Genomic DNA, 23,395 nt, shown 5'->3' with positions numbered 1-23,395 from the left:
TTCCGACTCTATCAGACTCTTTCGTGTCCGATTTTCCTCGGTGCCTTTCAGGTTTCCGCTCCGGCCTTTCGGCTTTCGCGTTTCCCTTTCCGGCGAGTCCAAACACTACCAGGTCATTTTCGACTCCCTGACCACTCGTCTGCGAGCACGCAGAAGCTGACCCAGGGATTAGGATCTGACTTGATAGATGCCGCCGAGTCCGGACGCTTGACCGCGTCGCTTGCCTCAGGCAGGAGTCCGACTGTACATGGGGCGTTGGGCGGGCGCAAATCGTTTGTGCAGTGCCCCTACTCAGTCATCCGGGACCTCTCGCGCGGAACCGGGACTTTTTATGACTTACTCTTCTGAACAGTGCGTCGTCCAGGACAGGTAGTGACGGCGGCTACGACTCTCCACCCCCTGGGAGGCTTGCCATGACCAGCGTGACGTCCCCGCTTGCCGGACGCGCCATTGGGCTCTCCGCAGTACCGGACCCCGTCTTCTCCGGCGCGATGGTCGGACCGGGTACCGCCATCGACCCCGCGCGTGAGCCCTCCGAGGCTGTCGCCCCCGTCGACGGCATCATCGTCTCGCTTCACCCCCATGCCTTCGTCGTCGTGGACGACCAGGGACACGGTGTGCTGACGCACCTGGGCATCGACACCGTCCAGCTCAACGGCGAGGGCTTCGAGCTGCTCGTCAACAAGGGTGACACCGTGCAGCGCGGTCAGTCCATCGTGCGCTGGAACCCCGCGGACGTCGAGGCGGCCGGCAAGTCTCCGATCTGCCCGATCGTGGCGCTGGAGGCCACTGCCGAGTCCCTCTCCGGTCTCGTGGAGGATGGTGACGTCAAGGCTGGGGACTCTCTCTTCAGCTGGCAGTGACGTCATCGCCGTCCCTGACGGCAGGTACGACATCCACCGCGGCGGCTGGGCCCGTCGCTCTATCGGAGACGGGTGAAATGGAGACAACGCTGCGAGGCGTCGGCGTGAGCCACGGGGTGGCGATCGGCGAAGTTCGGCACATGGGGACGGCGGTGCTCGAGCCGCCGGCCAAGCAGATTCCCGCGGAGGAAGCAGAGCGCGAACAGGGGCGTGCTCGCCAGGCGGTGGAAGCTGTGGCTGCCGATCTCAATGCGCGCGGCAACCTGGCCGGCGGCGAGGCACAGCACGTGCTCGAGGCGCAGGCCATGATCGCCCAGGACCCCGAGCTCATGGCCGACGTCGACCGGCGCGTCACCGTCGGCAGCTCCGCGGAGCGCGCGATCTACGACGCGTTCTCGCACTACCGCGAGCTGCTCGCGGGCGCCGGCGAGTACATGGCCGGTCGCGTCGCCGACCTTGACGACGTGCGGAATCGTATCGTCGCCCGTCTGCTGGGCGTTCCGATGCCCGGTGTTCCGGACAGCGACGAGCCCTACGTCCTGATCGCGCGTGACCTTGCTCCGGCGGACACCGCTCTGCTGGACCCCGCGCTGGTGCTCGGCTTCGTCACCGAGGAGGGCGGGCCGACCAGTCACAGCGCGATTCTCGCGCGGGCGCTCGGTGTGCCTGCCATCGTCGCTCTGCCGGGTGCCGGTGAGCTGGCCGAGGGCACCGTTGTCGCTGTCGACGGCAGCACCGGTGAGATCTTCGTCGAGCCGAGTGCGGAGAAGCGCAGTCAGCTGGAGGCTTCGGCTGCCGCGCGCAAGGCCGCGCTCGCCGCTTCGACCGGTCCCGGTGCGACGTCCGACGGCCACAAGGTGCCGCTGCTCGCCAATGTCGGCGGTCCCGCGGATGTGCCGGCCGCGGTGGAGGCCGGGGCCGAGGGTGTCGGTCTGTTCCGGACCGAGTTCCTCTTCCTCGACGACAGCAGCAAGGCGCCGTCGGAGGAGAAGCAGGTCGAGGCGTACCGCAAGGTGCTCGAGGCCTTCCCCGAGGGTCGCGTCGTCGTGCGTGTCCTTGATGCGGGTGCCGACAAACCGCTCGACTTCCTGACGCCCGGCGATGAGCCGAACCCGGCGCTGGGTGTGCGCGGGCTGCGCTCGCTTCTCGAGCACCCCGATGTGCTGCGTACGCAGCTGACGGCGCTGGCCAAGGCCGTGGAGGGGCTGCCGGTCTACCTCGAGGTCATGGCGCCGATGGTCGCCGACCGCATCGACGCCAAGGCGTTCGCCGACGCGTGCCGCGAGGCGGGGCTTCAGGCCAAGTTCGGTGCCATGGTGGAGATTCCTTCGGCCGCGCTGCGAGCGCGCTCGATTCTCCAGGAGGTCGAGTTCCTCTCGCTCGGCACCAACGACCTGGCGCAGTACGCCTTCGCGGCGGACCGTCAGGTGGGCGCTGTGTCCCGGCTCCAGGACCCGTGGCAGCCCGCGCTGCTCGACCTGGTCGCGCTGTCCGCCGATGCGGCAAGGGCCGAGGGCAAGAGCTGTGGTGTGTGTGGCGAGGCGGCGTCCGACCCGCTGCTCGCTTGTGTGCTGACCGGTCTCGGCGTCACCTCCCTTTCGATGGGTGCGGCGTCCATTCCCTACGTGCGGGCGACGCTGGGCAAGTACACGCTGGCCCAGTGCGAGCGTGCGGCGGCCGCGGCGCGTGCCGCGGACAGCGCCGAGGACGCCCGGAAGGCCGCGCAGGCGGTTCTGTCCGGCGAGTAGCAGGAACCAGCTGTGTGAGGGGCGCTCCATCCGATCCGGGTGGGGCGCCCCTCGGCGTTCAGTGCCGGTGTCCTCCTTCGGGTCCGTCGGTCCCGATGGGTGGTGCGGCGCAGTAGTCGACGCCGGATTCCGGGGCGACCAGGTCCCCTGACACCGCGTCGGTGCAGTAGGCGTCGAAGACTTCGGCCGCGGTGAGGGGCAGCAGTCGCTCGCCGTGCAGGCGCCAGCCCTGGACGCGGTCGGGCCTGCCCTCCGCGGTGGTGCGCATGACCAGGCCTGCGGCGCTGCGGGTGGCGATCCCTACCGCGAGGACCGTGGTGAACTCCAGCGCTTCGGTCTCGTCGAGTTCCGCGTTGCCCTCGGCGTCCTGTGCCGCGTGCAGGGCGGCGAGGAGTGTCTCCGGGGCGGCGGGCACGCTGCAGACGAGGTGGCGGGTGCCGGGGCCGGAGGTGTCGAGCAGCAGGACGAGCAGGTCCGCGGCCCGGCTGAAGGCGGTTCGGCCGATGTCCTCGCCGCATACCGCGCAGGTGCCGAGGCGGGCCAGGAGCATCGTCGCGTACTCCCAGGTGGCCCGGCGGACCGCCTCGTCGACGAGGTCGGGGAGCAGGTCGGAGAGGGGCCGCCCGTCGTACGGGACGGTGGGTCCGGTGGCCGACAACTCCGCGGTGAAGCGGGTGCGGCTGGCCGGGGCGTCGGGGTCAAGGCCGGTCTCCGCGCAGTACTCCTCGTACTCCTCGGGGTCGAAAAGGGCGACGGTGGTGTGTCCGCCCTCGGACGCGAGCGACCTGAGGAGCCCTTCGGCCTGCCGGAGGTAGGCCTGGTGGTCGTCGAAGGTGAAGGTGCGGTAGCGGCGCATCGCCGCGAAGTCTTCCTCGTCGGCCAACAGGCCGATGGTGCCGGCGACTTCGCGGCGCAGTGCGCGTCGCATGGTGGTGTGTTGCGTGCGAGCCATGATTCCCCCTGCGGTCCGTCGATCAATGCTCACTCAGAGTAATGGCGAGCACTGACAACGGCGGCTGGGCGGGAGGTCAGGAGCGCTTGCGGGCCAACTCCTCGTAGAAGCGGAGCAGGTCGAGGTTGTCCACCGAGCCGGGGTTGACCGCCTTGTCCAGTGCGGTGCCCTGGAGCAGCCGCTTGACCGGGACCTCGATGCGCTTGCCGGTGAGGGTGTGCGGGATGCCGGGGACTTCGATGACCTCGTCGGGGACGTGGCGCGGGGAGAGCTGTGCGCGGATCGTCTGCTTGATGCGGTCGCGGAGGCCGTCGTCGAGGGTGGCGCCGGGGGCGAGGTGGATGAACAGCGGCATCCAGTAGCCGCCGTCGGGCTGTTCCACGCCGATGACGAGGGATTCGCGGATCTCCGGGAGGCGTTCGACGGCTTCGTAAATGTCGGCCGAACCCATGCGTACGCCTTGGCGGTTGAGCGTGGAGTCGGAACGGCCGTGGATGACGACCGAGCCGTGCGAGGTCACGGTGATCCAGTCGCCGTGGCGCCAGACGCCGGGGTAGGTGTCGAAGTAGCTGTCGTGGTAGCGGCTGCCGTCCGGGTCGTTCCAGAAGTGGATCGGCATGGACGGCATCGGGTTGGTGACCACGAGTTCGCCGACCTCGTCGATGAGGGGCTTGCCCTGGGGGTCCCAGGCCTGCAGGTCGGTGCCGAGGCCGGGTGCCTGGAGCTCGCCGATGTGGACGGGCAGGGTGGGGACGGCTCCGGCGAAGCAGGAGCAGACGTCCGTGCCGCCGCTGACCGAGGCCATCCACAGGCCGCCGGGGGTGTCCTCGAACTCGTCGTGCAGCCAGCGGAATCCGTCGGGCGGGAGCGGGGAGCCGGTGGTGGCGACGCACTGGACGGTCGAGAGGTCGAAGTCGCGGGCCGGGTGCACGTCGGCCTTGCGGCAGGCCATGACGTACGCCGCCGATGTGCCGAAGAGCGTTGCCTTCGTACGCTCGGCGATGCGCCACTGGGCGCCGGTGTCGGGATAGCCGGGGCTGCCGTCGTACAGGACGATCGTGGTGCCCGTGAGGAGGCCGGAGACGAGGAAGTTCCACATCATCCAGCCGGTGGACGTGTACCAGAAGAACCGGTCCTCGGGGCCCAGATCGCAGTGCAGGCCGAGCTGCTTGAGGTGTTCGACCAGGATGCCGCCCTGAGACTGGACGATGGCCTTGGGCAGGCCGGTCGTGCCGGACGAGTAGAGCACCCACAGCGGGTGGTCGAAGGGGACCGGCTCGAAGACGGGAGCCGTGTCCGACGCTGTGAGGGCGTCCCATTCCAGGGCGCCTTCGGGGGCTTCGGTGCCGAGCAGCGGGATGTGGACGACGGCGCGCAGGGTGGGCAGTTCGCGGCGCAGCTCGGCGACGGCGTCGCGGCGGTCGTGCTCCTTGCCGCCGTAGCGGTAGCCGTCGACGGTGAACAGGACGACCGGTTCGACCTGCTGGAAGCGGTCGAGGACGCTGCGTGCGCCGAAGTCGGGGGCGCATGAGGTCCAGACGGCGCCGACGGCCGCGGTGGCCAGGAGGGCGACGACGGCCTGCGGGATGTTCGGGACGTAGCCGCTGACGCGGTCTCCGGGGCGTACGCCGAGGGTGCGCAGCTCTGCCGCCAGGGAGCCGACCTGGCGGCGCAGCTCGCCCCAGGTCACGGTGGCCGGCTCGTGGGTCTCGTCGACATGGAGGAGGGCCGGGTCGCCCGCGCGCGTGGGGTCCTCGGCGGCGCGCAGTGCGTGTTCGGCGTAGTTGAGCGTAGCTCCGGGGAACCATTCGGCGCCCGGCATCGAGCGGTCGCCGAGTACGCGCGCGTAGGGCGTGGAGAACCGTACGTCGAACCAGTCGGTCACCGCTTTCCAGAACGTGTCCAGTTCGTCCACGGACCAGCGGTGCAGTGCCGCGTAGCCGCCGTCGGCGGGTGCTCCGTGCTGCTCGGCGGCCCATGCCTGGAACCGCGTGATCTGCGCGGCGGCGATCCGTTCCTGGTCGGGCTGCCAGAGCGGTGAGGGGTTCGCTGAGGACATGGGGCGGCTCCCGGGCTTTACGCGTCGTATGCGTGTGGGTGCGCGCGTGCTGGTTGTGCGCGCGACACGGCTGACAAGGACGATGCCACGTGATCGATTTCGACACCAGGGCGTGCCTCACACAGTCGGCGTGGCGACTATGTGCCGTCACCCCAGGTGAACGGGAGTTGAACGATCCACACGCGCGGCTTCTTCGGTGGCAGGGTGAGCAGCATGAACGGTCGTGACCTGGTGCGTTCGATGAAGGCGGTCAGCTTGGTCGGTACGGCGCAAGGGTTGCGTGCGGTGCGGTCCTCTTGGCGCAGGCGACGGGTGGACGCCGTCGGGCTCGCCCCCCGGGGTGCCGAGCGGGCGCGGGTGCCCGGCCCGATGACGGGTGTGGAGCCGGGGCCCGGGGGCGGAGTGGTGCGGTTCGCCCGTTCCGAGCTGCGGGTGCGGGTGACGACGGGCGGGGCCATTTTCTGGGGCTGGGACGGCACGGAGCCCGACCCTTCGTACGCGCTCGTCAGCGGGAGCCCCGAGGCGGACCCGCGGGCCGTCCTCGAGCCCGACAAGGAGGGCGGCTGGCGGGTGGTGTCGGAGCGGGCGACGGTGGTCGTCTCGCGGTTCGGTGCCGTGGAGCTGCGGACGCCCGGCGGTCTGACGCTGCGCCGGGATCTGCCGCCGCGCTGGTGGGAGCCGTTGGACGGGGGCGCGGCACGCTGGTTTCAGCGTTCGCAAGTGGCGGCGGACGCGCGGTTCTTCGGGCTCGGGGGACGCGCGCGGGGGCCCCGGCTGCGGAACGGGACGTACCGCCTGTGGAACACCGATCCGGGAGGTTCGTTCGGGCCCGGTGACGGCCCCTTGTACATCACCATGCCCGTGCAGCTCGTGGTGGCCGACGCCGGCTCTCATCTGGTGTTCCACGACAACACGTGGGACGGCACCGTGGCGGTGCGCGAGGGCGAGGAGGGTGCGGGGTCCGGGCACGACAGGGCGGGTTCGTGCGAGGTGCGCATGGACGGCGGGCCGCTGCGGTGCTGGGTCGTGGTGGGCACCCCCGCGCGCGTGCTGCACACCTGGGCCTCGCTCACCGGGCCGCCCGCGCTGCCTCCCGCGTGGGCGCTCGGGCACCATCACGCGCGGTGGGGGTTCGGCGGTGAGCAGGAGGTGCGGCGGATCGTGGCGGGCTACCGGGAGCGGGGGCTGCCGCTGGACGCCGTGCATCTGGACATCGATCACTACGAAGCGCACCAGGTGTTCACCGTCGACAAGGAGACCTATCCCCACTTGCCGCAGCTGGCCGACGAGTTGCTCCAGGGCGGCGTGCGGCTGGTGTCGATCGTGGACCCGGCGGTGAAGGCCGAGCCGGGCAACGAGGTCTACGACAGCGGCAGGGCGACGGACGCCTTCGTGCGGGATGCCGCGGGGCGGACGGTGCACGGGGTCGTCTGGCCCGGGCAGGCGGTGTACCCCGATTTCACGGACGCGCGGGTGCGGGCATGGTGGGGCGGTCTCTACAAGGAGAGGCTCGCCCAGGGGTTCGCCGGGTTCTGGCACGACATGAACGAGCCGGTGTCCTTCGCCGCCTTCGGGGAGCCGACGCTGCCCCGCTCGGCCCGGCACGCGCTGGAGGGACGCGGCGGTGACCACCGCGAGGCGCACAACGTGTACGGCCTCGGCATGGCCCGTGCCGGGTACGAAGGGCTGTGCGAACTGCACCCTCAGGAGAGGCCGTTTGTGTTCTCACGCTCCGGGTGGGCGGGAATGCAGCGCTACGGAGGGACGTGGTCCGGGGATGTGGCCACGGGGTGGCCCGGTCTGCGGGCGTCCCTCTCGCTGGTGCTCGGCCTGGGGCTGTGCGGCGTGCCGTACTCGGGGCCCGATGTGGGCGGGTTCGACGGCAGCCCGTCGCCGGAGCTGTATCTGCGGTGGTTCCAGCTCGGGGCGTATCTGCCCCTGTTCCGCACGCACGCCTCGCTGCGGGCCGGGCGCAGGGAGCCCTGGGAGTTCGGTCCCGATGTGCTGGAGCACGCGCGCGTGGCGCTCGTCGAACGCCGGCGGCTGCTGCCGTACTTCGTGACGCTGGCGCATCTGGCGCGGCGTACGGGTACGCCGTACGTGCGGCCCCTGTGGTGGGGCAATCCGGAGGACCGGGCGCTGCGGGACTGCGAGGACGCGTTTCTGCTCGGGGACTGTCTCCTTGTGGCGCCCGTGTTCGAGCCGGGGGCCGTTCGCCGTACGGTGCGGCTGCCGCCGGGCCGGTGGTACGACACGGTGACCGGCCGGGCGTACGAGGGGCCTGCCCGGGTTCTCCTGGAGGCCCCCCTCTCCCGTATCCCGGTGCTCGCGCGGGCCGGCGCGGTGCTGCCGGTGCGGGGAGCCGACGGCAGCCTCGAGCTGGAGGTGTGGGCGCCGGCTCCGGGACGCACGGGGGGCGGCCTGGTGGTCAGGGACGCGGGTGACGGGTGGGAGCAGCCGGAGATCGAGCGGTTCGCCGCGCGGTGGGCCGACGGGCGGGTGGTGGTGGAGCGGGACGGCCGGACCTCCGAGGGCGCCGCGGAGACCTCGGAGGAGGTCGGGCTGCGGGTGACGGTGCGGGGACTGCCGCAGCGTCAGATGTAGCGCCCTTCGAACCAGGCGCGCACCACCAAGGTGTGCAGGGGGAAAGCGAGTTCGGCCGGGCGGTGCAGCAGGTGCCAGCCTTCGGTCTCGTCCGTCGGGGCGGGGTCCGGCAGCTCGGCGGCCGGGCGCTCGGGCAGCATCCCGAAGAGCAGCAGGTAGCCGTCGGGTGCGCTGAGCGCCTCCGCGAGGCGGACGTCGCGGCCGGCCGCGCTGATGCCGGTCTCTTCCTTGAGCTCGCGGACGACGGCGTCCCGCCAGTCCTCCCGGTCGTCGATGAATCCTCCGGGCAGGGCCACTCCCCCGCGCGCGGGAGCGATGGACCGGGTCACGACGACCAGGGCGGTGCCCTGGGTGTCGTACACGGGCTGCAGCGCCACCGCGACGGGCAGCGGATTGCGGTGGGCCACCGTGCCGCAGGCTGCACAGGTGCGGGGCCAGGCGGAAAGGTGGTCCCCGTAGGGAGCCCCGCAGGTCGAACAGTGGGAGCCTGCGGCGGGTTCGGCGTGGTGCTGGGATGCGGACACGCCGCGGACTGTATCCGATCACCGCGGCGACGGTCTTTCCCTCCGGGGCCGGTTCCTGATAGATGCAGGGTTCATGACAGGACTTGTCCCCGCCCTGCGGAATCTCGCCGTCGCCGCGACCGCTCTGATCGCCGTGGCCGCCGTCCCCGTGCCCGCCCACGCCAAGCCCGAACCCAAGGCCCCCGACGGGTTCGTGGCGTTGCGCGACGTCGACCCGACGATCATCCAGGAGATGCGTTACTTCACGCCGCACAACTTCGTGGGTGAGCCCATCGACGGCTACAAGAAGCCGATGTGCATCCTGACGGAGCCGGCGGCGAAGGCCCTGCACAAGGCCCAGCGCACACTGCTGCGCAAGGGCTACTCCCTGAAGGTGTACGACTGTTACCGGCCGCAGCGGGCCGTCGACCAGTTCGTGAGCTGGGCCGAGGATCTCGGCGACGTACGCATGAAGGCGGAGTTCTATCCCCATGTCGACAAGTCGCGGCTGTTCGAGGACGGTTACATCGCGGCGAAGTCCGGGCACAGCCGCGGCTCGACGCTCGATCTGACGGTCGTGAAACTGCCCGCCCTGCCGACGCGTCCGTACATCCCCGGAGAGCCGCTCACCCCCTGCTTCGGGCCCAAGAGCGAGCGGTTCCCGGACAACTCCGTGGACATGGGGACGGGCTTCGACTGTTTCGACACCCTCTCCCACACGGACGATCCCCGGATCACCGGCAAGCAGCGTGCCAACCGGGATCTGCTGCGGGGCACGCTGACCAAGGTGGGATTCGTCAACCTCCCTGAAGAGTGGTGGCACTTCACCTACAAGCCCGAGCTCTTCCCTGACACCTACTTCGACTTCCCCGTGGCGCGCCGCTCGCTGAACGGGAAGTAGCGGGCGCCGCGCTACTGACGCGATCCGGTTGCCCGTGGCACACTTCTGACGTTCCGTCAGATCCAGTGTCGTGGAGGACCCTTGTCGCGTACGCGTACTCCCGTGGTGGCCGACTGGTTCGCCGGGGAGGGAGACAACTTCCGCCTTCTGGGCACACGCTGCTCGGCCTGCGCCAGTGTCTTCTTCCCCCGCGAGGACGGCTTCTGCCGCAATCCCGGCTGCTCGGGCGGTGACCTCGACGAGGTGCCGCTCTCCCCGCGCGGCCGCGTCTGGTCGTACACGGACAGCCGCTACCGGCCCCCCGCGCCCTATGTTTCCGACCCGGAACTTCCCTGGCAGCCCTACGCGTTGATCGCTGTGGAACTGGAGGCGGAGCGCATGGTGGTGCTCGGCCAGGCGGTTGCGGGAGTGACCGTCGCCGATCTGGAGATCGGCATGGAGGTGGAGGTCGTGCCCGGCGTGCTCGACGAGGACGCCGAGACGACGTGGACGACGTGGTACTGGCGGCCGGTGGGGGTGGGCGCATGACCAGCGAAGTGGCGGTGCTCGGCGCGGGCATGCACCCCTGGGGCAAGTGGGGCCGGAGTTTCGTCGAGTACGGCACGGCGGCGGCCCGCGCGGCGCTCGCCGACGCCGGGGTGGACTGGCGCGACGTGGGTTCGATCGTCGGCGCGGACACGGTCCGCGGCGGCTATCCAGGGTACGTGGCGGGCGCGACGTTCGCCAAGGCCCTGGGCTGGCAGGGCGCACGGGTCGCGAGTGTGTACGCGGCATGCGCGTCCGGGGCACAGGCGATCAACACGGCACGCGCGCAGATCCTCGCGGGCCTCGCCGATGTCGTCCTGGTGGTCGGGGCGGACGCCGCGCCCAAGGGGTTCTTCCGGCCCGCGGGAGGCGACCGGCACGACGACCCCGACTGGCTGCGGTTCCGCGTCCTCGGCGCCACCAACCCCACGTACTTCGGCCTGTACGCACGCCGCAGGATGGCGGTGCACGGCGACACCCTGGAGGACTTCGCCCAGGTCAAGGTGAAGAACGCGGCGTCGGGGGCGCTCAATCCGAACGCCCGCTACCGAAAGACCGTCACCGCCGACGAGGTGGCCGCGTCGGCCGTCGTCGCCGACCCCTTGCGGCTGCTCGACATCTGCGCGACCTCCGACGGGGCGGCGGCGCTCGTGCTCTCCAGCATGGAGTTCGCCCGGAGGCACGGCGCGACGGACCCCGTGCGCATCCGGGCCGTGTCCACGGTGACGCCGACGTATCCGACCACCGTCCTGGACCTGCCGGACATCGCCACGGACTCCGCGGCCTCCGTGCCGCCTGCCGACGAGACGTTCCGCGCCTCCATCGCGCGCGCGGCGTACGAAGAAGCGGGCATCGGGCCCGACGAGCTCTCCTTCGCGGAGGTCTACGACCTGTCCACCGCGCTCGAACTGCAGTGGTACGAGGACCTGGGGCTCTGCGGCGAGGGAGAGGGGGCCAAGCTGCTGCGGGAGGGGGCGACCGCTCCGGGCGGACGCATACCGGTCAACCCCAGTGGCGGACTCGCCTCCTTCGGAGAGGCCGTTCCCGCGCAGGCCATCGCCCAAGTGTGCGAACTCACCTGGCAGTTGAGAGGGGCGGCCGGGGCGCGGCAGGTGGCGGGGGCGCGTGCGGGGATCACCGCGAACCAAGGCCTCTTCGGGCACGGATCCTCGGTCGTCGCCGTGCGCTGAGCCGTGCGCCGAGTCCCGGCAAGGCCCTTCGCGGCCCGTCACGGGGGAAGACCGGGGTGCGTCGCGGGGGAAGCGCTCACGCCGGTTAACCGTTGCCGTCCGCGACCTTGACGCTCCATCACCACCGGTGAACACTTCCGGTGTCAGTCGGCATCGCCGCACTTCGGCTCCGCGCCATTCAGGGCCCCTGTACGCGCGAAGGGTCCGTACGAAGGACCTGTTCAGCGGGTCATCCCCCTCTGGGCGATTCGACTGCGACGGCACGCTCGCCATGGAAGCCGGGCGGGGCGCGGGACACCCCTGCCTTCGGCTGAAGTCACCGGGCACAGCCAGGCAGTAGTCGTGGAACGCACCCAGCACGGAGTACCGGGGCCACCCGCCCCGGGCGAGGCCCTAGGAGCCGCCATGTACTCGAATGGGGACATCTTCGTCGGTGAGATCATCGGCACCGCGATCCTGATTCTCTTGGGCGCCGGCGTATGCGCCGCCGTCACCCTGACCCATTCGAAGGCGAAAGCCTCCGGATGGGTCGTCATCGCCTTCGGATGGGGCTTCGGCGTGCTCGCGGGCGCCTACACGGCCGGTCCTCTCTCCGGTGGCCACCTCAACCCCGCCGTCACGCTCGGCATCGCGATCGACACCGAGGAGTGGGGCAAGGTCTGGGTCTATCTGCTCGGGCAGATGGTCGGCGCGATGCTCGGCGCCGTACTCGCGTATCTCGTGTACTACGCGCAGTTCAACGCCAACGTCACCCGGAGCGTCAAGGACAAGGTGACCAGCGCGCACGAGCCGACGCCGACGCTCGGCATCTTCTCGACCATCCCGGAGATCCGTAACCCGGTCGCCAACCTCGTCACGGAGATCATCGCGACCATCGCCCTGGTGCTGCCCATCCTCGCCTTCGGGCTCACCAAGGGACTCGGCGAGTCCGGTACGCAGACACTGATCGTGGCGTTCCTGGTCGTCGGCATCGGCCTCTCGCTCGGCGGGCCCACCGGCTATGCCATCAACCCGGCCCGCGACCTGGGCCCGCGCATCGTGCACACGTTCCTGCCGATCCCGAACAAGGGGACGTCCGACTGGAGTTACGCCTGGATCCCCGTGGCCGGGCCCCTGATCGGCGGAGCGCTCGCAGGTCTCATCTACAACGCAGCCTTCTGACTCAAGCTGACTCAAGGGGTAGCCATGCCGGACAACTCCGAGAAGTTCGTCGCCGCCATCGACCAGGGCACCACCTCCAGCCGCTGCATCATCTTCAACCACGCGGGCGAGATCGTCGCCGTCGACCAGCGCGAACACCGCCAGATCTTCCCCAAGCCGGGCTGGGTGGAGCACGACGCCACCGAGATCTGGTCCAAGGTGCAGGCCGTGGTCGCGGGAGCGATCGCCAAGGCCGGACTCCGTGCCGACCAGGTCAGCGCCCTTGGCATCACCAACCAGCGCGAGACGACCGTTCTGTGGGACCGCGCCACGGGCAAGCCCGTGCACAACGCGATCGTCTGGCAGGACACCCGCACGGCGGCGCTCTGCAACGAACTGGGCGGCGCGGACGGCCAGGACAGGTTCCGGGAGCAGACCGGGCTGCCCCTCGCGAGCTACTTCTCCGGGCCCAAGGCGGCCTGGCTGCTCGACAACGTGCCCGGGCTGCGGGCCCGCGCCGAGCGCGGCGAGATCGCCTTCGGCACCATCGACTCCTGGCTGATCTGGAACCTCACCGGCGGCACGGCCGGCGGCGTGCACGTCACGGACGTCACCAACGCCGGGCGCACCATGCTGATGAACCTGGCCACCCTCCAGTGGGACCAGTCGATCCTGGCCGCGATGAACGTCCCCGAGGCGATCCTCCCCGAGATCAGGTCGTCGGCCGAGGTCTACGGCACGGCGGTCGGCCAGCTCTCCGGAGTGCCGGTCGCCTCCGCCCTCGGCGACCAGCAGGCGGCCATCTTCGGGCAGGCCTGCTACGAGACGGGGACGGCCAAGAACACGTACGGAACCGGCAGTTTCCTGTTGCTCAACACCGGTAACCGGCCCGTCCCCTCGAAGAACGGGCTGCTGACCACGATGGGCTACAAGATCGGCTCCGACGCGCCCGTCTACTGCCTCGAAGGGGCGATCGCCATCACCGGGGCGCTCGTGCAGTGGTTCCGCGACCAGCTCGGCATCATCCGCAGCGCCGACGAGATCGAGCCCCTGGCCGCGAGCGTGGAGGACAACGGCGGGGCGTACATCGTGCCCGCGTTCTCCGGCCTCTTCGCGCCCTACTGGCGCTCGGACGCGCGCGGCGTCGTCACCGGACTCACCCGGTACGTCACCAAGGCGCACCTGGCGCGTGCCGTCCTGGAGGCGACGAGCTGGCAGACCCGCGAGGTCGTCGACGCCATGTACCAGGACTCCGGGGTGCAGCTGCGGACCCTGAAGGTGGACGGCGGCATGACCAAGAACAATCTGCTGATGCAGCACCAGGCGGATGTCCTGGGGGTGCCGGTGATCCGGCCGAAGGTCTCCGAGACGACATGTCTGGGCGCCGCGTACGCCGCCGGGCTCGCGACCGGCGTGTGGAACGACCTCGACGAGCTGAAGGCGCACTGGCAGCAGGACGTCGAGTGGACTCCGGTGATGGACACGGAAACGCGCGAGCGCGGGTTCCACGACTGGCACAAGGCGGTGGAGCGAAGCTTCGGCTGGCACGAGGACGGCGGGAGCTGAGCCGAGCGCCGGGTCGAGGATGACCACGGCCCGTACCCCGGTCGGCGGGGGTACGGGCCGTGGCTCTTCCGCGTTCACGCGTTCACGCGGACATCGGTCGTGCGGACATCGGTCGTGCGGTCACGTGGTCGCGGGCTCCCTGGCCGCCGCGGCGGTCGCCATCGCGTGCTGGACCACTCCGATGAGCACTTCCTTGACGGACTGCCGCTCGCGCGCGTCGCACATCACCACGGGGACGCCGGGGTCGAGGTCGAGCGCCTGGCGCACGGCGTCCGCGGGGTACCGGGACGCGCCCTCGAAGCAGTTGACGCCGACGACGAAGGGTATGGAGCGGCGTTCGAAATAGTCGACGGCCGCGAAGCAGTCCTCCAGGCGGCGGGTGTCGGCGAGGACCACGGCACCGAGCGCCCCGGTGGCCAGCTCGTCCCAGAGGAACCAGAAGCGGTCCTGGCCCGGGGTGCCGAAGACGTAGAGGACCAGGTCCTCGCGGAGCGTGATCCGGCCGAAGTCCATGGCCACGGTGGTGGTGTGCTTGCCCGAGACGCCGCTGGTGTCGTCGACCGGGCGGCCCGCCTCGCTGAGCAGCTCCTCGGTGCGCAGCGGTTTGATCTCGCTGACGGCGCCGACGAGGGTCGTCTTGCCCACGCCGAAGCCGCCCGCCACCAGGATCTTCAGCGTGACCGGCTCGACGGGGGCCTTGCCGCGCTCAGAACGCTTGAAGATCATCGCTCGCTACTCCTGGATCAGTTGCTTCGGGGGTTTCGCTTGTTTCGGGGGTTGCGTTTGTTGCGGAGGTTGCGTTTGTTGCGGAGGTTCCGCTTGTTTCACTTCCGGCGCGCGGGGCCGGGCCGTATCCGCCGCCGCCCGGGGTCTCGATCACGAGTACGTCGCCTGGGCCCGCGTCCGCGAAGTCGCTGCCGTCCAGCGCCTGGACACTGCCGTCGGCGCGCTCCACGCGGTTGGCACCGAGCGCACCGGGGCTGCCGCCCGCCATGCCGTACGGCGCCACCTTGCGGTGCTGCGAGAGCGTGGACACCGTCATCGGCTCGCGGAAGCGGATGCGGCGCACCGCCCCGTCCCCGCCGCGCCACGTCCCGGTGCCGCCGCTGCCCCGGCGCACCGCGAACTCCTCGAGGAGCACCGGCAGGCGCCATTCGAGCACTTCGGGGTCGGTGAGCCGGGAGTTGGTCATGTGGGTCTGGACGACGGACGCCCCGTCGAAGCCGTCGCCCGCTCCGGACCCCGACGCCACCGTCTCGTAGTACTGATGGCGGTCGTTCCCGAAGGTCACGTTGTTCATCGTCCCTGAGCCCTCGGCCTGGACGCCCAGGGCGCCGTAGAGCGCGCCGGTGATCGCCTGCGAGGTCTCGACGTTCCCGGCGACGACGGCGGCGGGCGGCTCGGGCGCCAGCAGGGAGCCCGGCGGCACGACGATGTGCAGCGGGCGCAGACAGCCGTCGTTGAGCGGGATGTCCTCGGCCACCAGGGTGCGGAAGACGTAGAGGACCGCGGCGTTGACCACCGCGAAGGGCGCGTTGAAGTTCGTGGCGAGCTGGGGGGACGTACCGGTGAAGTCGATGGTCGCCGAGCGGGCTTCGCGGTCCACCGAGACGCGGACCCGGATGACGGCCCCCGAGTCGGTTGGATAAGCGAACTCGCCCTCTTCAAGGGCGTCGATGACGCGGCGTACCGCTTCTTCGGCGTTGTCCTGGACGTGCCTCATGTACGCCTGGACGACGTCGAGCCCGAAGTTCTCGATCATGCGGGCGACTTCGTCGACGCCCTTCTGGTTGGCGGCGATCTGGGCGCGCAGGTCGGCGAGGTTGGTGGCCGGGTTGCGGGAGGGGTAGGGGGCGTCGGTCAGCAGGCTCAGGGTCTCGGGTTCACGGAAGCGGCCGCCCTCCACGAGGAGCCAGTTGTCGAAGAGGATGCCTTCCTCCTCGATGGTGCGGCTGTTCGCCGGCATGGAGCCGGGGGCGATGCCGCCGATCTCCGCGTGGTGGCCGCGCGAGGCCACGTAGAAGAGGATGCGCTCCCCCCGGGTGTCGAACACCGGGGTGATGACGGTGACGTCCGGGAGGTGGGTCCCCCCGTGATACGGGTCGTTGACCGCATAGGTGTCCCCGGGGCGCATCGTGCTGCCGCGGCGCTGGATCACCTCCTTCACGCTGGTGCCCATCGAACCCAGGTGCACAGGGATGTGCGGGGCGTTGGCGACGAGGTTGCCGTCCGGGTCGAAGAGCGCGCAGGAGAAGTCGAGCCGCTCCTTGATGTTGACCGACTGGGCCGTGGACTCCAGGCGGGCGCCCATCTGTTCGGCGATCGACATGAAGAGGTTGTTGAAGACTTCGAGCAGGACGGGGTCGGCCTCGGTGCTCGCGGCGGAACCCTCGGGCACCGCCACCCGTTCCATGACCAGGTGTCCCTCGCCCGTCACGGCCGCCTGCCAGCCGTCGTCCACGACCGTCGTGGCGCTGGCCTCGGTGATGATCGCGGGTCCGGCGACGGTCTCGCCGGGCGGCAGCTCCTCGCGGCGGTGCAGGAGCACGTCGCGCCAGGTGCCGCCGGTGTGCAGGCGGACGGTCCGCGGGGTGCCTCGGCGCGTGTCGCCGGCGAGCACGGACAGGTCGGGCTGCTCGGTCAGGCCGGTGGCCTCCACGGACAGCGCCTCGACGACGACGGGGCGGTCCAGGGTGAAGGAGTAGGTGGTGCGGTGGCGTTCCTCGAAGACGCGGATCATGCGGTCCGGCTCGGTGAGCTCCACGGTGAGCGTGGTGTCGGTGCCGTCGTAGCGCAGCTGGGCACGGCGCGTGACGCGGATGCGGTCCTCGGGCACGTCCTCGGCGAGGAGTTCGGCGCGGGCCGCCGCCTCCAGGTCGTCGGCGGTCTTCAGGACGCGCGGCATCGCGGACGGTTCGAGGCGGGCCTCCACGGACTGCTCGCGCATCGCGGTGGTGTCGGCGAGGCCGATGCCGAGCGCGGAGAGCACGCCTGCCATCGGCGGTACGAGGACGGTGCGGATGCCGAGCGAGTCGGCGACCATGCAGGCGTGCTGGCCGCCCGCGCCGCCGAACGTGGTGAGGGCGTAGCGGGTGACGTCGTGGCCCTTCTGGACCGAGATGCGCTTGACGGCGGCCGCGATGTTGGCGACCGCGATCTGCAGATAGCCCTCGGCGACCTGTTCCGGGGTGCGGTCGTCGCCGGTGCGCTCCCTGATGTCGCGGGCCAGCTCGGCGAAGCGGTCGCGCACGAGTGTCTCGTCGAGCGGCTGGTCGCCGTCAGGACCGAAGACGCGGGGGAAATGGCCGGGTTGGATGCGCCCGAGAGCGACGTTGGCGTCCGTGACCGTGAGCGGGCCGCCACCGCGGTAGCTCGCCGGTCCGGGAGTGGCGCCCGCCGAGTCTGGGCCCACGCGGTAGCGGCTGCCGTCGAAGTGCAGCACCGAGCCGCCGCCCGCCGCGACGGTGTGGATGTCCAGCATCGGCGCGCGCAGTCGCACGCCCGCGATCTGCGTGGTGAACACCCGCTCGTACTCACCCGCGTAGTGCGACACGTCCGTGGACGTGCCGCCCATGTCGAAGCCGATGACACGGTCGAAGCCCGCGCGGTGCGACATACGGGCCATGCCGACGATGCCGCCTGCGGGCCCGGACAGGATCGCGTCCTTGCCGCGGAACTGGCCCGCTTCGGTCAGGCCGCCGTTCGACTGCATGAACATCAGCCGCACGCCGCGCAGTTCGTCGGCGACGTGCTGGACATAGCGGTGCAGGACGGGCGACAGATAGGCGTCGACGACCGCCGTGTCCCCGCGCGGGACCAGCTTCATCAGCGGGCTGACCTCGCTGGAGAGCGAGACCTGGGGGAAGCCGGTGCGTACGGCCAGTTCGGCGATCGCCCGCTCGTGGGCGGGGTACAGATGGCTGTGCACGCAGACCACCGCGACGGCCCGGATGCCGTCTTCGTAGGCCTGGCGCAGCGGCCCGGCGAGTTGCTCCAGGTCGGGCGCCCGCAGGACGTCGCCCTCGGCGGTGACCCGCTCGTCGGCCTCGATGACCCGGTCGTACAGGAGCTCAGGCAGGACGATCTCGCGGGCGAAGATGTGGGGGCGGTTCTGGTAGGCGATGCGTAAGGCGTCGCCGAAGCCGCGGGTGATCACCAGGGCGGTGGGCTCGCCCTTGCGCTCCAGGAGGGCGTTGGTGGCGACGGTGGTGCCCATGCGGACGACGTCGACGGGCATGTTCGCCGTGTCGGCGTCGACCGCCACGCCCGCGCCCGCCGTGTCGTCGGGGACGCCGGGAGCGGCGCCCAGGAGTTCACGGATGCCCGCGACGGCCGCGTCCGCGTAGCGGGCCGGGTTGTCCGACAGGAGTTTGTGCGTGAGCAGACGCCCGTCGGGGCGCCGCGCGACGATGTCCGTGAAGGTGCCGCCCCTGTCGACCCAGAACTGCCAGCCAGTCACGTCTCTCCCCGCTTCCGCGCTGTTCAGAGCGCCCGGAGGCCGTTGATCACGTCGCGCAGAATACTCTCGTCCGGCAGTTCCGCGGGGGGTACGGGACGTGTCACGTGCACCAGTTCGTCGTCGACCAGATCGCCGATGAGGACGCGGATCACGCCGATCGGAAGGTCCAGCTCGGCCGCCAGTTCGGCGACCGACTGGGGGCTGTCACGGCAGAGCCCGACGATGTCCACGTGCTCCGGGGACAGCGTCCGGTCCGCCTCCGGGTCACCGGCGCGGGCCTCCGCGATGACGACCGCGATCAGATCGAGCCGGTGCTGGGCCGGACTGGTGGTCCGGCCCCGCGTCATGGCGTACGGCCGCACCACGGGCCCGGCGTCGTCGTCGAACCAGCGATGCGTCCCCTGTGTCCCCTGACCGTCTTCGCTCATACCCTCCCGCTACCCTCCCGTGGTCAGGTCGGTGCGCGGCGCCGTACCCAGATGCACACCCACCCTCTTGACCAGCAGCGTCATTTCGTACGCGACCAGGCCCACGTCGGAGTCCGCGTCCGAGAGGACGGCGAGACAGCTGCCGTCGCCCGCGGCCGTGACGAACAGGAAGGCGTCGTCGAGCTCGACCACGGTCTGGCGGACCCTGCCCGCCTCGAAGTGGCGTCCCACACCCTTGGCGAGGCTGTGGAAGCCGGAGGCGACAGCAGCGAGATGCTCACTGTCCTCCCTGGTCAGATCCTGCGATACGCCGGTGGGCAGGCCGTCGCCGGAGAGCACGAGCGCCTTGCGGATGCTGGCGACCCGCTGCACCAGGTCGTCGAGGAGCCAGTTCAGCTCTCCCGTTGCCCCGGATGCGGCGGTACGTGCGTCGGCCTTCGGTGCGGTCATCGACCGTCCCCCTCAGATGTCGTTCCTGGTGCTGTGCCGTCGGAGGCGTCTTCGCCCGCGGCGTTCTCTTCACGGCCACGCCGCCAGCCACGCTGGAGCGAAGCCATCCGGCTGCGGACCTCGTCGGCGTCGCGCTCTTCCGGCCTGGTCGTGGCCGGGGCCGAGGCGCGCTCCGTTCGTTGGTCCGGCCCGTCCTTCAACTGTGGGGCGAGATTGGCCTGGCGCACACGCCGGGGCAGTCCGCCGGGGGCGGTGGTGGGCGCCGGCGCCTGACCGGCTGCCCGGGACTCGGTCTCCGTACGCGGGACTTCCGTACGCGGGGCTTCCGTGCGGGGAGCTTCCGTGCGGGGAGCTTCCGTGCGGGGAGTTTCCGTACGCGCCGGCTCCGTACGCCTGCTGCGGCGCGGGAGGTCCGGCGGGACGTCGGCCGCGGTGACGTCGCGGTGCGGCGGCGAGAGGTCGGGCCAGGCGGACTGCGGCTCGGGGCGGCGCGGCAGGTCGATGGGCTCGGCTGCCGGGCGGATGCCGCGGTCCCGGTCCACGGCGCCGCCCTGAGGACGTCCCACAGGGGTCTGGGGGTGCGCGGGACGCTCGGGGCGCTCCGGTGCCGGGTCCTCGTCGTCCGCCGCGCCCCGGGGCCTGTTCTGCGTCACGGGGCGGCCGTGCGAGGAGACCAGCTTCGGGGTCCTGCGGCGGGGCAGTTGGACGGGGTCTCCGGGGGGCGCGTCGTCACCGGGGTCGCCGAAGCCACCGCCGTTGCCGATGCCGCCGCCGATTCCGCTGCCTCGCGAGGGCAGGCCGTCGGGGCGGCCGGGCTCGCGCTCGCCCGTCTCGCGCTCGTCGCGGGCCTGCTGGTGCTGTTCGTCCCCCGGGACGCCGGCCATGCGGCGGCGCGGGCGGAAGAGACCGCCGCGCTCGCTGTCCTCGTCGCCGAGGTCGCCGAGAGCGCCGGGGAAGGGGTCGAGGTCCGCCATGCCGACCGGCGCCTCCAGCTCGACGGGACCGTCGAGGAGGGACGCGGGAAGACCCGGCAGCTGCACGGGCACCTGACCGAGCGCGGCCTGCTTGTCGCCCGCGGCGTCGCGGCCCACGGCCTCCTTGGGCTGCGGCCGGTCGAGACGGAACCCGATGCCGTTCGTGTCCGGTACGTCGTCCGTGAGCAGCGTCTCGGGGATGAACACGACGGCGGTGGTCCCGCCGTACGGAGAGGGCTGCAAGGAGACGCGTACGCGCTGGCGCTGTGCGAGGCGGCTCACTACGAAGAGGCCGAGGCGGTCGGTGTCGGAGAGTTCGAACTCCGGTGTCTCCGCGAGACGCAGGTTGGCGTCCAGGAGCGCGTCGGCCGCCATGCCCAGGCCCCGGTCGTGGATCTCCAGGGTGAAGCCGTTGGCGACGTGCTCCCCGAGGACCTGCACCGCGGTGTGCGGCGGCGAGAACACCGTGGCGTTCTCCAGGAGTTCGGCCATCAGGTGGGTGAGGTCGGCGACCGCGGGCCCGGTGACGGCGATGCGCGGCAGGCGGCGCACCTCGATGCGTTCGTAGTCCTCGACCTCGGCGACGGCCGCGCGGACGACGTCCATGAGCTGGACGGGCTTGCGCCACTGCCGGGAAGGGGCGGCGCCGGAGAGGATCACGAGGCCCTCGGCGTGCCGCCGCATGCGCGTGGTGAGGTGGTCGAGGCGGAAGAGGTCGGCGAGTTCGTCCGTGTCCTCGGTCCTGCGCTCCATCGTGTCGAGCAGGGTGAGCTGCTTGTGCAGGAGCACCTGGCTGCGCCGTGCGAGGTTGACGAACACCTCGGAGACGCCGCGGCGCAGGTCGGCCTGTTTGACGGTGGCCTCGACCGCGGCGCGCTGGAGGGTGTTGAGGGCCTGGCCGACCTGGCCGACCTCGTCCTTCTCGTACGTCAGGCGCGGCGCCTCGGTCTCCACGTCGACCTGTTCGCCCGCCGCAAGGCGGCGCAGCACGCCGGGCAGCCGTACGCCGGAGGCCTCGTGGGCCTCCAGGCGCAGTCGGCGCAGGTCTCGGATGAGGCTGCTGCCGATCCGTACGGACATGAAGACCGAGAACAGCAGCGCGAGCAGACCGAACACGCCCGCGACGACGACCCGCACGATCACGCCGACGGCCACCGGCTCGACGCGGTCCTGGAAGCGGTCGCCCGCCGCCTCGTCCCGCTCGGCGAGGTCCTTGAGCGCCTTGCCCGAAGCGGCGTCCCAGCGTGCCGACGTGACGGCGCGCGGAATACCGGGCGAGGATTCGATGACGGCCTTCTCGGCAGTCCTCAGCTCCGTCGTCTCGGCGCCGTTCCAGTAGCGCTCGTAGTTGGCGCGCTCGTCCTCGGGCAGCTGCGCGAGGTTGACCTCGTACAGCAGCGTGCGCTGGGCCCTGAGATCGGAGATCTCGCGGATCTCGGTCTTGGTGAGGCGGCGCGCGACCAGCGCCGAGCCGAGCAGGGCGTCCTCGCGGGAGAGCAGTTCACGCGCGCGGGCCACACCGACCAGCGCCCGGCCCTGCTGGTCCATCTCCACGTCGTCGAGACCGTGCAGGGACATCAGGAAGCCGTAGCAGGGGTCGATCAGCTTCGTGTACATCTTCAGCGCGCCGGCGCGGCTGATCGTGCCTTCCTCGACCGTGCGGCGCAGCGACTCGATGCCCTCGAAGGAGTCGAGGAGGGAGGCGAGCCGGTCCGCCGGCTGTCCGGTGACCTCGTCGCGCACGTCAGGGTGCGCCGCGTTGTCCACGACCTTGGCGACCATGTCGTCGGTGGCCGTGCGGCTGCGCCGCAGTGCGGCGAGCGCGTCGGAGGCTCGGGGGTCGGCGAGATAGACGAGGGTCTGGCGGCGTTCCTGCTGGACGACCCGGGCGGCGTCCTCGATCGGGTAGCCGATCTTCTCGACGACATTGGCGACGTCGATGAGGTCCTTGGCCGACTGACCCGTGAGGTACGTGGCGAAACCCCACATCGCGGTCAGGGAAATGAGCGGCACCAGCAGCAATGCCACGATCTTCCGGCGGATGGACTTCCCGCGAAAGCGCATGGCCTCCCCCAGATCGGCCCCCTGCGGCCGCGCTATGGCCAGGGGCACACATGTGCGTCAACAAACGGCGTGAGCCTACTACTGACCCAGGAGCAACTCGAAGACACGTCCGGATTGATTTCAGCCGTGACGTGAAAGGGACGTCCCCAGTTGTCCCTCCAATTCGGGAGATTGCATCCCGCGTGTGGCACATGCCACTCGGCACAGTCCCCCTTGCCCGTCACACCAGTTGGCCGGATCTCTTCGCTTTCCCGAACCGCGCGGGAATCTTCCCGGCCTCTCGTTCGTCTTTAAGTACGGGAGTTGGGGGCAGCGGGCATCAGGGGACCGCATGCCGACACCAGGTGGCGTAAAGCTGCGTATACCGGGCAGCCACTGGGAAGTCGGGTCCGCCGACATCTCGACGAACGGCCCTTGGGTCATCGGGGGAGTGAAGCGTTGATGGGCACGGCAGAACGCCAGAGGACGACCGCGGATGAGCACGAGACATCCAGGCGTCATTCCGGCGAGGACCGCAGGGAGTTGTGGATCGAGGAGCCGGCACGCAGACGGCGCCTGCCCGATCCGGTGCGTACGGCCGCGGTGCGAGCCGTGATCATCGTGGCACTGACCCTCATACAGGCGATGACGGCGTTCCTGTGCGCGGTGGCCGGATCCTGGCTGTCCTTCCCGATGGTGCTCAGCAGTGTGGCCAGCACCGTGGTCGCCACCTGGGGCGTCCTGGACGTGTGGGTGACCCGCCAGGTGTGGAACCAGCGGCACGGCGTGGTGTCGGTGCCCAGCAGCACGGCGCGTCAGCTCCGGCGCGAGCGGCGCCGGGCCCGTCGACAGGCCCGGACGGCGGCACGGAGCGAGGAACGCATACGGCGGCGCGGCGGGGCGGGGCAGTTGTCGCACCCGTAGACGTATGCGTGGGTGAGGACGCCCGGAAGCACAGCACGCCCGGAAAGCACCGGGCTCCCGGAAGTG

General features: G+C 70.7%; 17 protein-coding genes. 9 read left to right on the top strand and 8 right to left on the bottom strand.

The genetic code is table 11. From position 1 onward, the window contains the following. Nucleotides 1-413 precede the first annotated feature (413 nt). Nucleotides 414-863 carry a PTS sugar transporter subunit IIA gene (locus tag ACZ6ZP_RS40010; RefSeq protein WP_351168875.1) on the top strand — a complete coding sequence of 150 codons (450 nt, stop codon included), beginning with the start codon at nucleotides 414-416 and terminating at the stop codon, nucleotides 861-863. 77 nt (nucleotides 864-940) lie between these two features. Further along, on the top strand, nucleotides 941-2,611 hold the full coding sequence (ptsP, locus tag ACZ6ZP_RS40005; protein ID WP_351168873.1) for a phosphoenolpyruvate--protein phosphotransferase: 1,671 nt from the start codon (nucleotides 941-943) through the stop codon (nucleotides 2,609-2,611). A gap of 58 nt (nucleotides 2,612-2,669) precedes the next feature. On the opposite strand, the gene ACZ6ZP_RS40000 is transcribed toward ptsP, so the two are convergent. After that, entirely contained in the window at nucleotides 2,670-3,563 is an 894-nt protein-coding gene (locus ACZ6ZP_RS40000; protein ID WP_351168871.1) for a hypothetical protein, read from the bottom strand. A 76-nt stretch (nucleotides 3,564-3,639) separates the two neighbouring features. After that, complete coding sequence (locus tag ACZ6ZP_RS39995) at nucleotides 3,640-5,622, bottom strand: acetoacetate--CoA ligase (protein ID WP_351168869.1); 1,983 nt, start codon at nucleotides 5,620-5,622, stop codon at nucleotides 3,640-3,642. A gap of 213 nt (nucleotides 5,623-5,835) precedes the next feature. On the opposite strand from ACZ6ZP_RS39995, the gene ACZ6ZP_RS39990 reads away from it, so the two are divergent. Then, nucleotides 5,836-8,226, top strand: coding sequence for a glycoside hydrolase family 31 protein (locus ACZ6ZP_RS39990; RefSeq protein WP_469410352.1), 2,391 nt, complete (start codon nucleotides 5,836-5,838; stop codon nucleotides 8,224-8,226). On the opposite strand, the gene ACZ6ZP_RS39985 is transcribed toward ACZ6ZP_RS39990, so the two are convergent. Beyond that, a complete protein-coding gene (locus ACZ6ZP_RS39985; protein WP_351168865.1) occupies nucleotides 8,217-8,750 on the bottom strand; it encodes an NUDIX domain-containing protein in 534 nt (177 codons plus the stop codon). The two genes, ACZ6ZP_RS39990 and ACZ6ZP_RS39985, sit on opposite strands and share 10 nt — an antisense overlap. Before the next feature lie 73 nt (nucleotides 8,751-8,823). On the opposite strand from ACZ6ZP_RS39985, the gene ACZ6ZP_RS39980 reads away from it, so the two are divergent. From ACZ6ZP_RS39980 to glpK, 5 genes are all read left to right on the top strand, one after another. After that, nucleotides 8,824-9,630 carry a M15 family metallopeptidase gene (locus ACZ6ZP_RS39980; protein ID WP_361463398.1) on the top strand — a complete coding sequence of 269 codons (807 nt, stop codon included), beginning with the start codon at nucleotides 8,824-8,826 and terminating at the stop codon, nucleotides 9,628-9,630. 102 nt (nucleotides 9,631-9,732) lie between these two features. Beyond that, nucleotides 9,733-10,158 (top strand): Zn-ribbon domain-containing OB-fold protein, encoded by a 426-nt coding sequence (locus ACZ6ZP_RS39975; RefSeq protein WP_361463431.1) that lies wholly within the window; start codon nucleotides 9,733-9,735, stop codon nucleotides 10,156-10,158. Continuing rightward, nucleotides 10,155-11,345, top strand: coding sequence for a lipid-transfer protein (locus ACZ6ZP_RS39970; RefSeq protein WP_361463396.1), 1,191 nt, complete (start codon nucleotides 10,155-10,157; stop codon nucleotides 11,343-11,345). The genes ACZ6ZP_RS39975 and ACZ6ZP_RS39970 overlap by 4 nt, the downstream gene beginning before the upstream one ends. A gap of 405 nt (nucleotides 11,346-11,750) precedes the next feature. Then, a complete protein-coding gene (locus ACZ6ZP_RS39965) occupies nucleotides 11,751-12,506 on the top strand; it encodes an MIP/aquaporin family protein (protein ID WP_469410351.1) in 756 nt (251 codons plus the stop codon). Between the two features lie 24 nt (nucleotides 12,507-12,530). Then, nucleotides 12,531-14,051, top strand: a complete 1,521-nt coding sequence (glpK, locus tag ACZ6ZP_RS39960; RefSeq protein ID WP_351168857.1) for a glycerol kinase GlpK — start codon at nucleotides 12,531-12,533, stop codon at nucleotides 14,049-14,051. A 120-nt stretch (nucleotides 14,052-14,171) separates the two neighbouring features. Here glpK and ACZ6ZP_RS39955 read toward each other — a convergent pair whose 3' ends face one another. The 5 genes from ACZ6ZP_RS39955 to ACZ6ZP_RS39935 are packed head-to-tail and all read right to left on the bottom strand — an operon-like array spanning nucleotide 14,172 to nucleotide 22,426. Then, nucleotides 14,172-14,777: a GTP-binding protein gene (locus ACZ6ZP_RS39955; RefSeq protein ID WP_351168855.1), complete on the bottom strand. Its 606-nt coding sequence runs from the start codon at nucleotides 14,775-14,777 to the stop codon at nucleotides 14,172-14,174. Next, nucleotides 14,758-18,510, bottom strand: coding sequence for a hydantoinase B/oxoprolinase family protein (locus ACZ6ZP_RS39950; RefSeq protein ID WP_469410350.1), 3,753 nt, complete (start codon nucleotides 18,508-18,510; stop codon nucleotides 14,758-14,760). Before ACZ6ZP_RS39950 ends, ACZ6ZP_RS39955 begins: the two co-directional genes overlap by 20 nt. A gap of 23 nt (nucleotides 18,511-18,533) precedes the next feature. Beyond that, nucleotides 18,534-18,938, bottom strand: a complete 405-nt coding sequence (locus ACZ6ZP_RS39945; RefSeq protein WP_190084953.1) for a DUF742 domain-containing protein — start codon at nucleotides 18,936-18,938, stop codon at nucleotides 18,534-18,536. Nucleotides 18,939-18,947: 9 nt separating this feature from the next. Then, nucleotides 18,948-19,388 (bottom strand): roadblock/LC7 domain-containing protein, encoded by a 441-nt coding sequence (locus tag ACZ6ZP_RS39940; protein WP_351168851.1) that lies wholly within the window; start codon nucleotides 19,386-19,388, stop codon nucleotides 18,948-18,950. Then, the gene (locus ACZ6ZP_RS39935) at nucleotides 19,385-22,426 is read right to left on the bottom strand and encodes a sensor histidine kinase (protein ID WP_469410349.1); all 3,042 of its coding nucleotides are present in this window, start codon (nucleotides 22,424-22,426) and stop codon (nucleotides 19,385-19,387) included. Before ACZ6ZP_RS39935 ends, ACZ6ZP_RS39940 begins: the two co-directional genes overlap by 4 nt. A 441-nt stretch (nucleotides 22,427-22,867) precedes the next feature. On the opposite strand from ACZ6ZP_RS39935, the gene ACZ6ZP_RS39930 reads away from it, so the two are divergent. Beyond that, the gene (locus tag ACZ6ZP_RS39930; RefSeq protein ID WP_351168847.1) at nucleotides 22,868-23,329 is read left to right on the top strand and encodes a hypothetical protein; all 462 of its coding nucleotides are present in this window, start codon (nucleotides 22,868-22,870) and stop codon (nucleotides 23,327-23,329) included. Nucleotides 23,330-23,395: the final 66 nt, after the last annotated feature.

It is taken from the genome of Streptomyces sp. NPDC054047 (genome assembly GCF_055585065.1).
The sequence above is the reverse complement of the archived record's forward strand: the minus strand, read 5'-3'. Positions and strand labels throughout refer to the sequence as shown.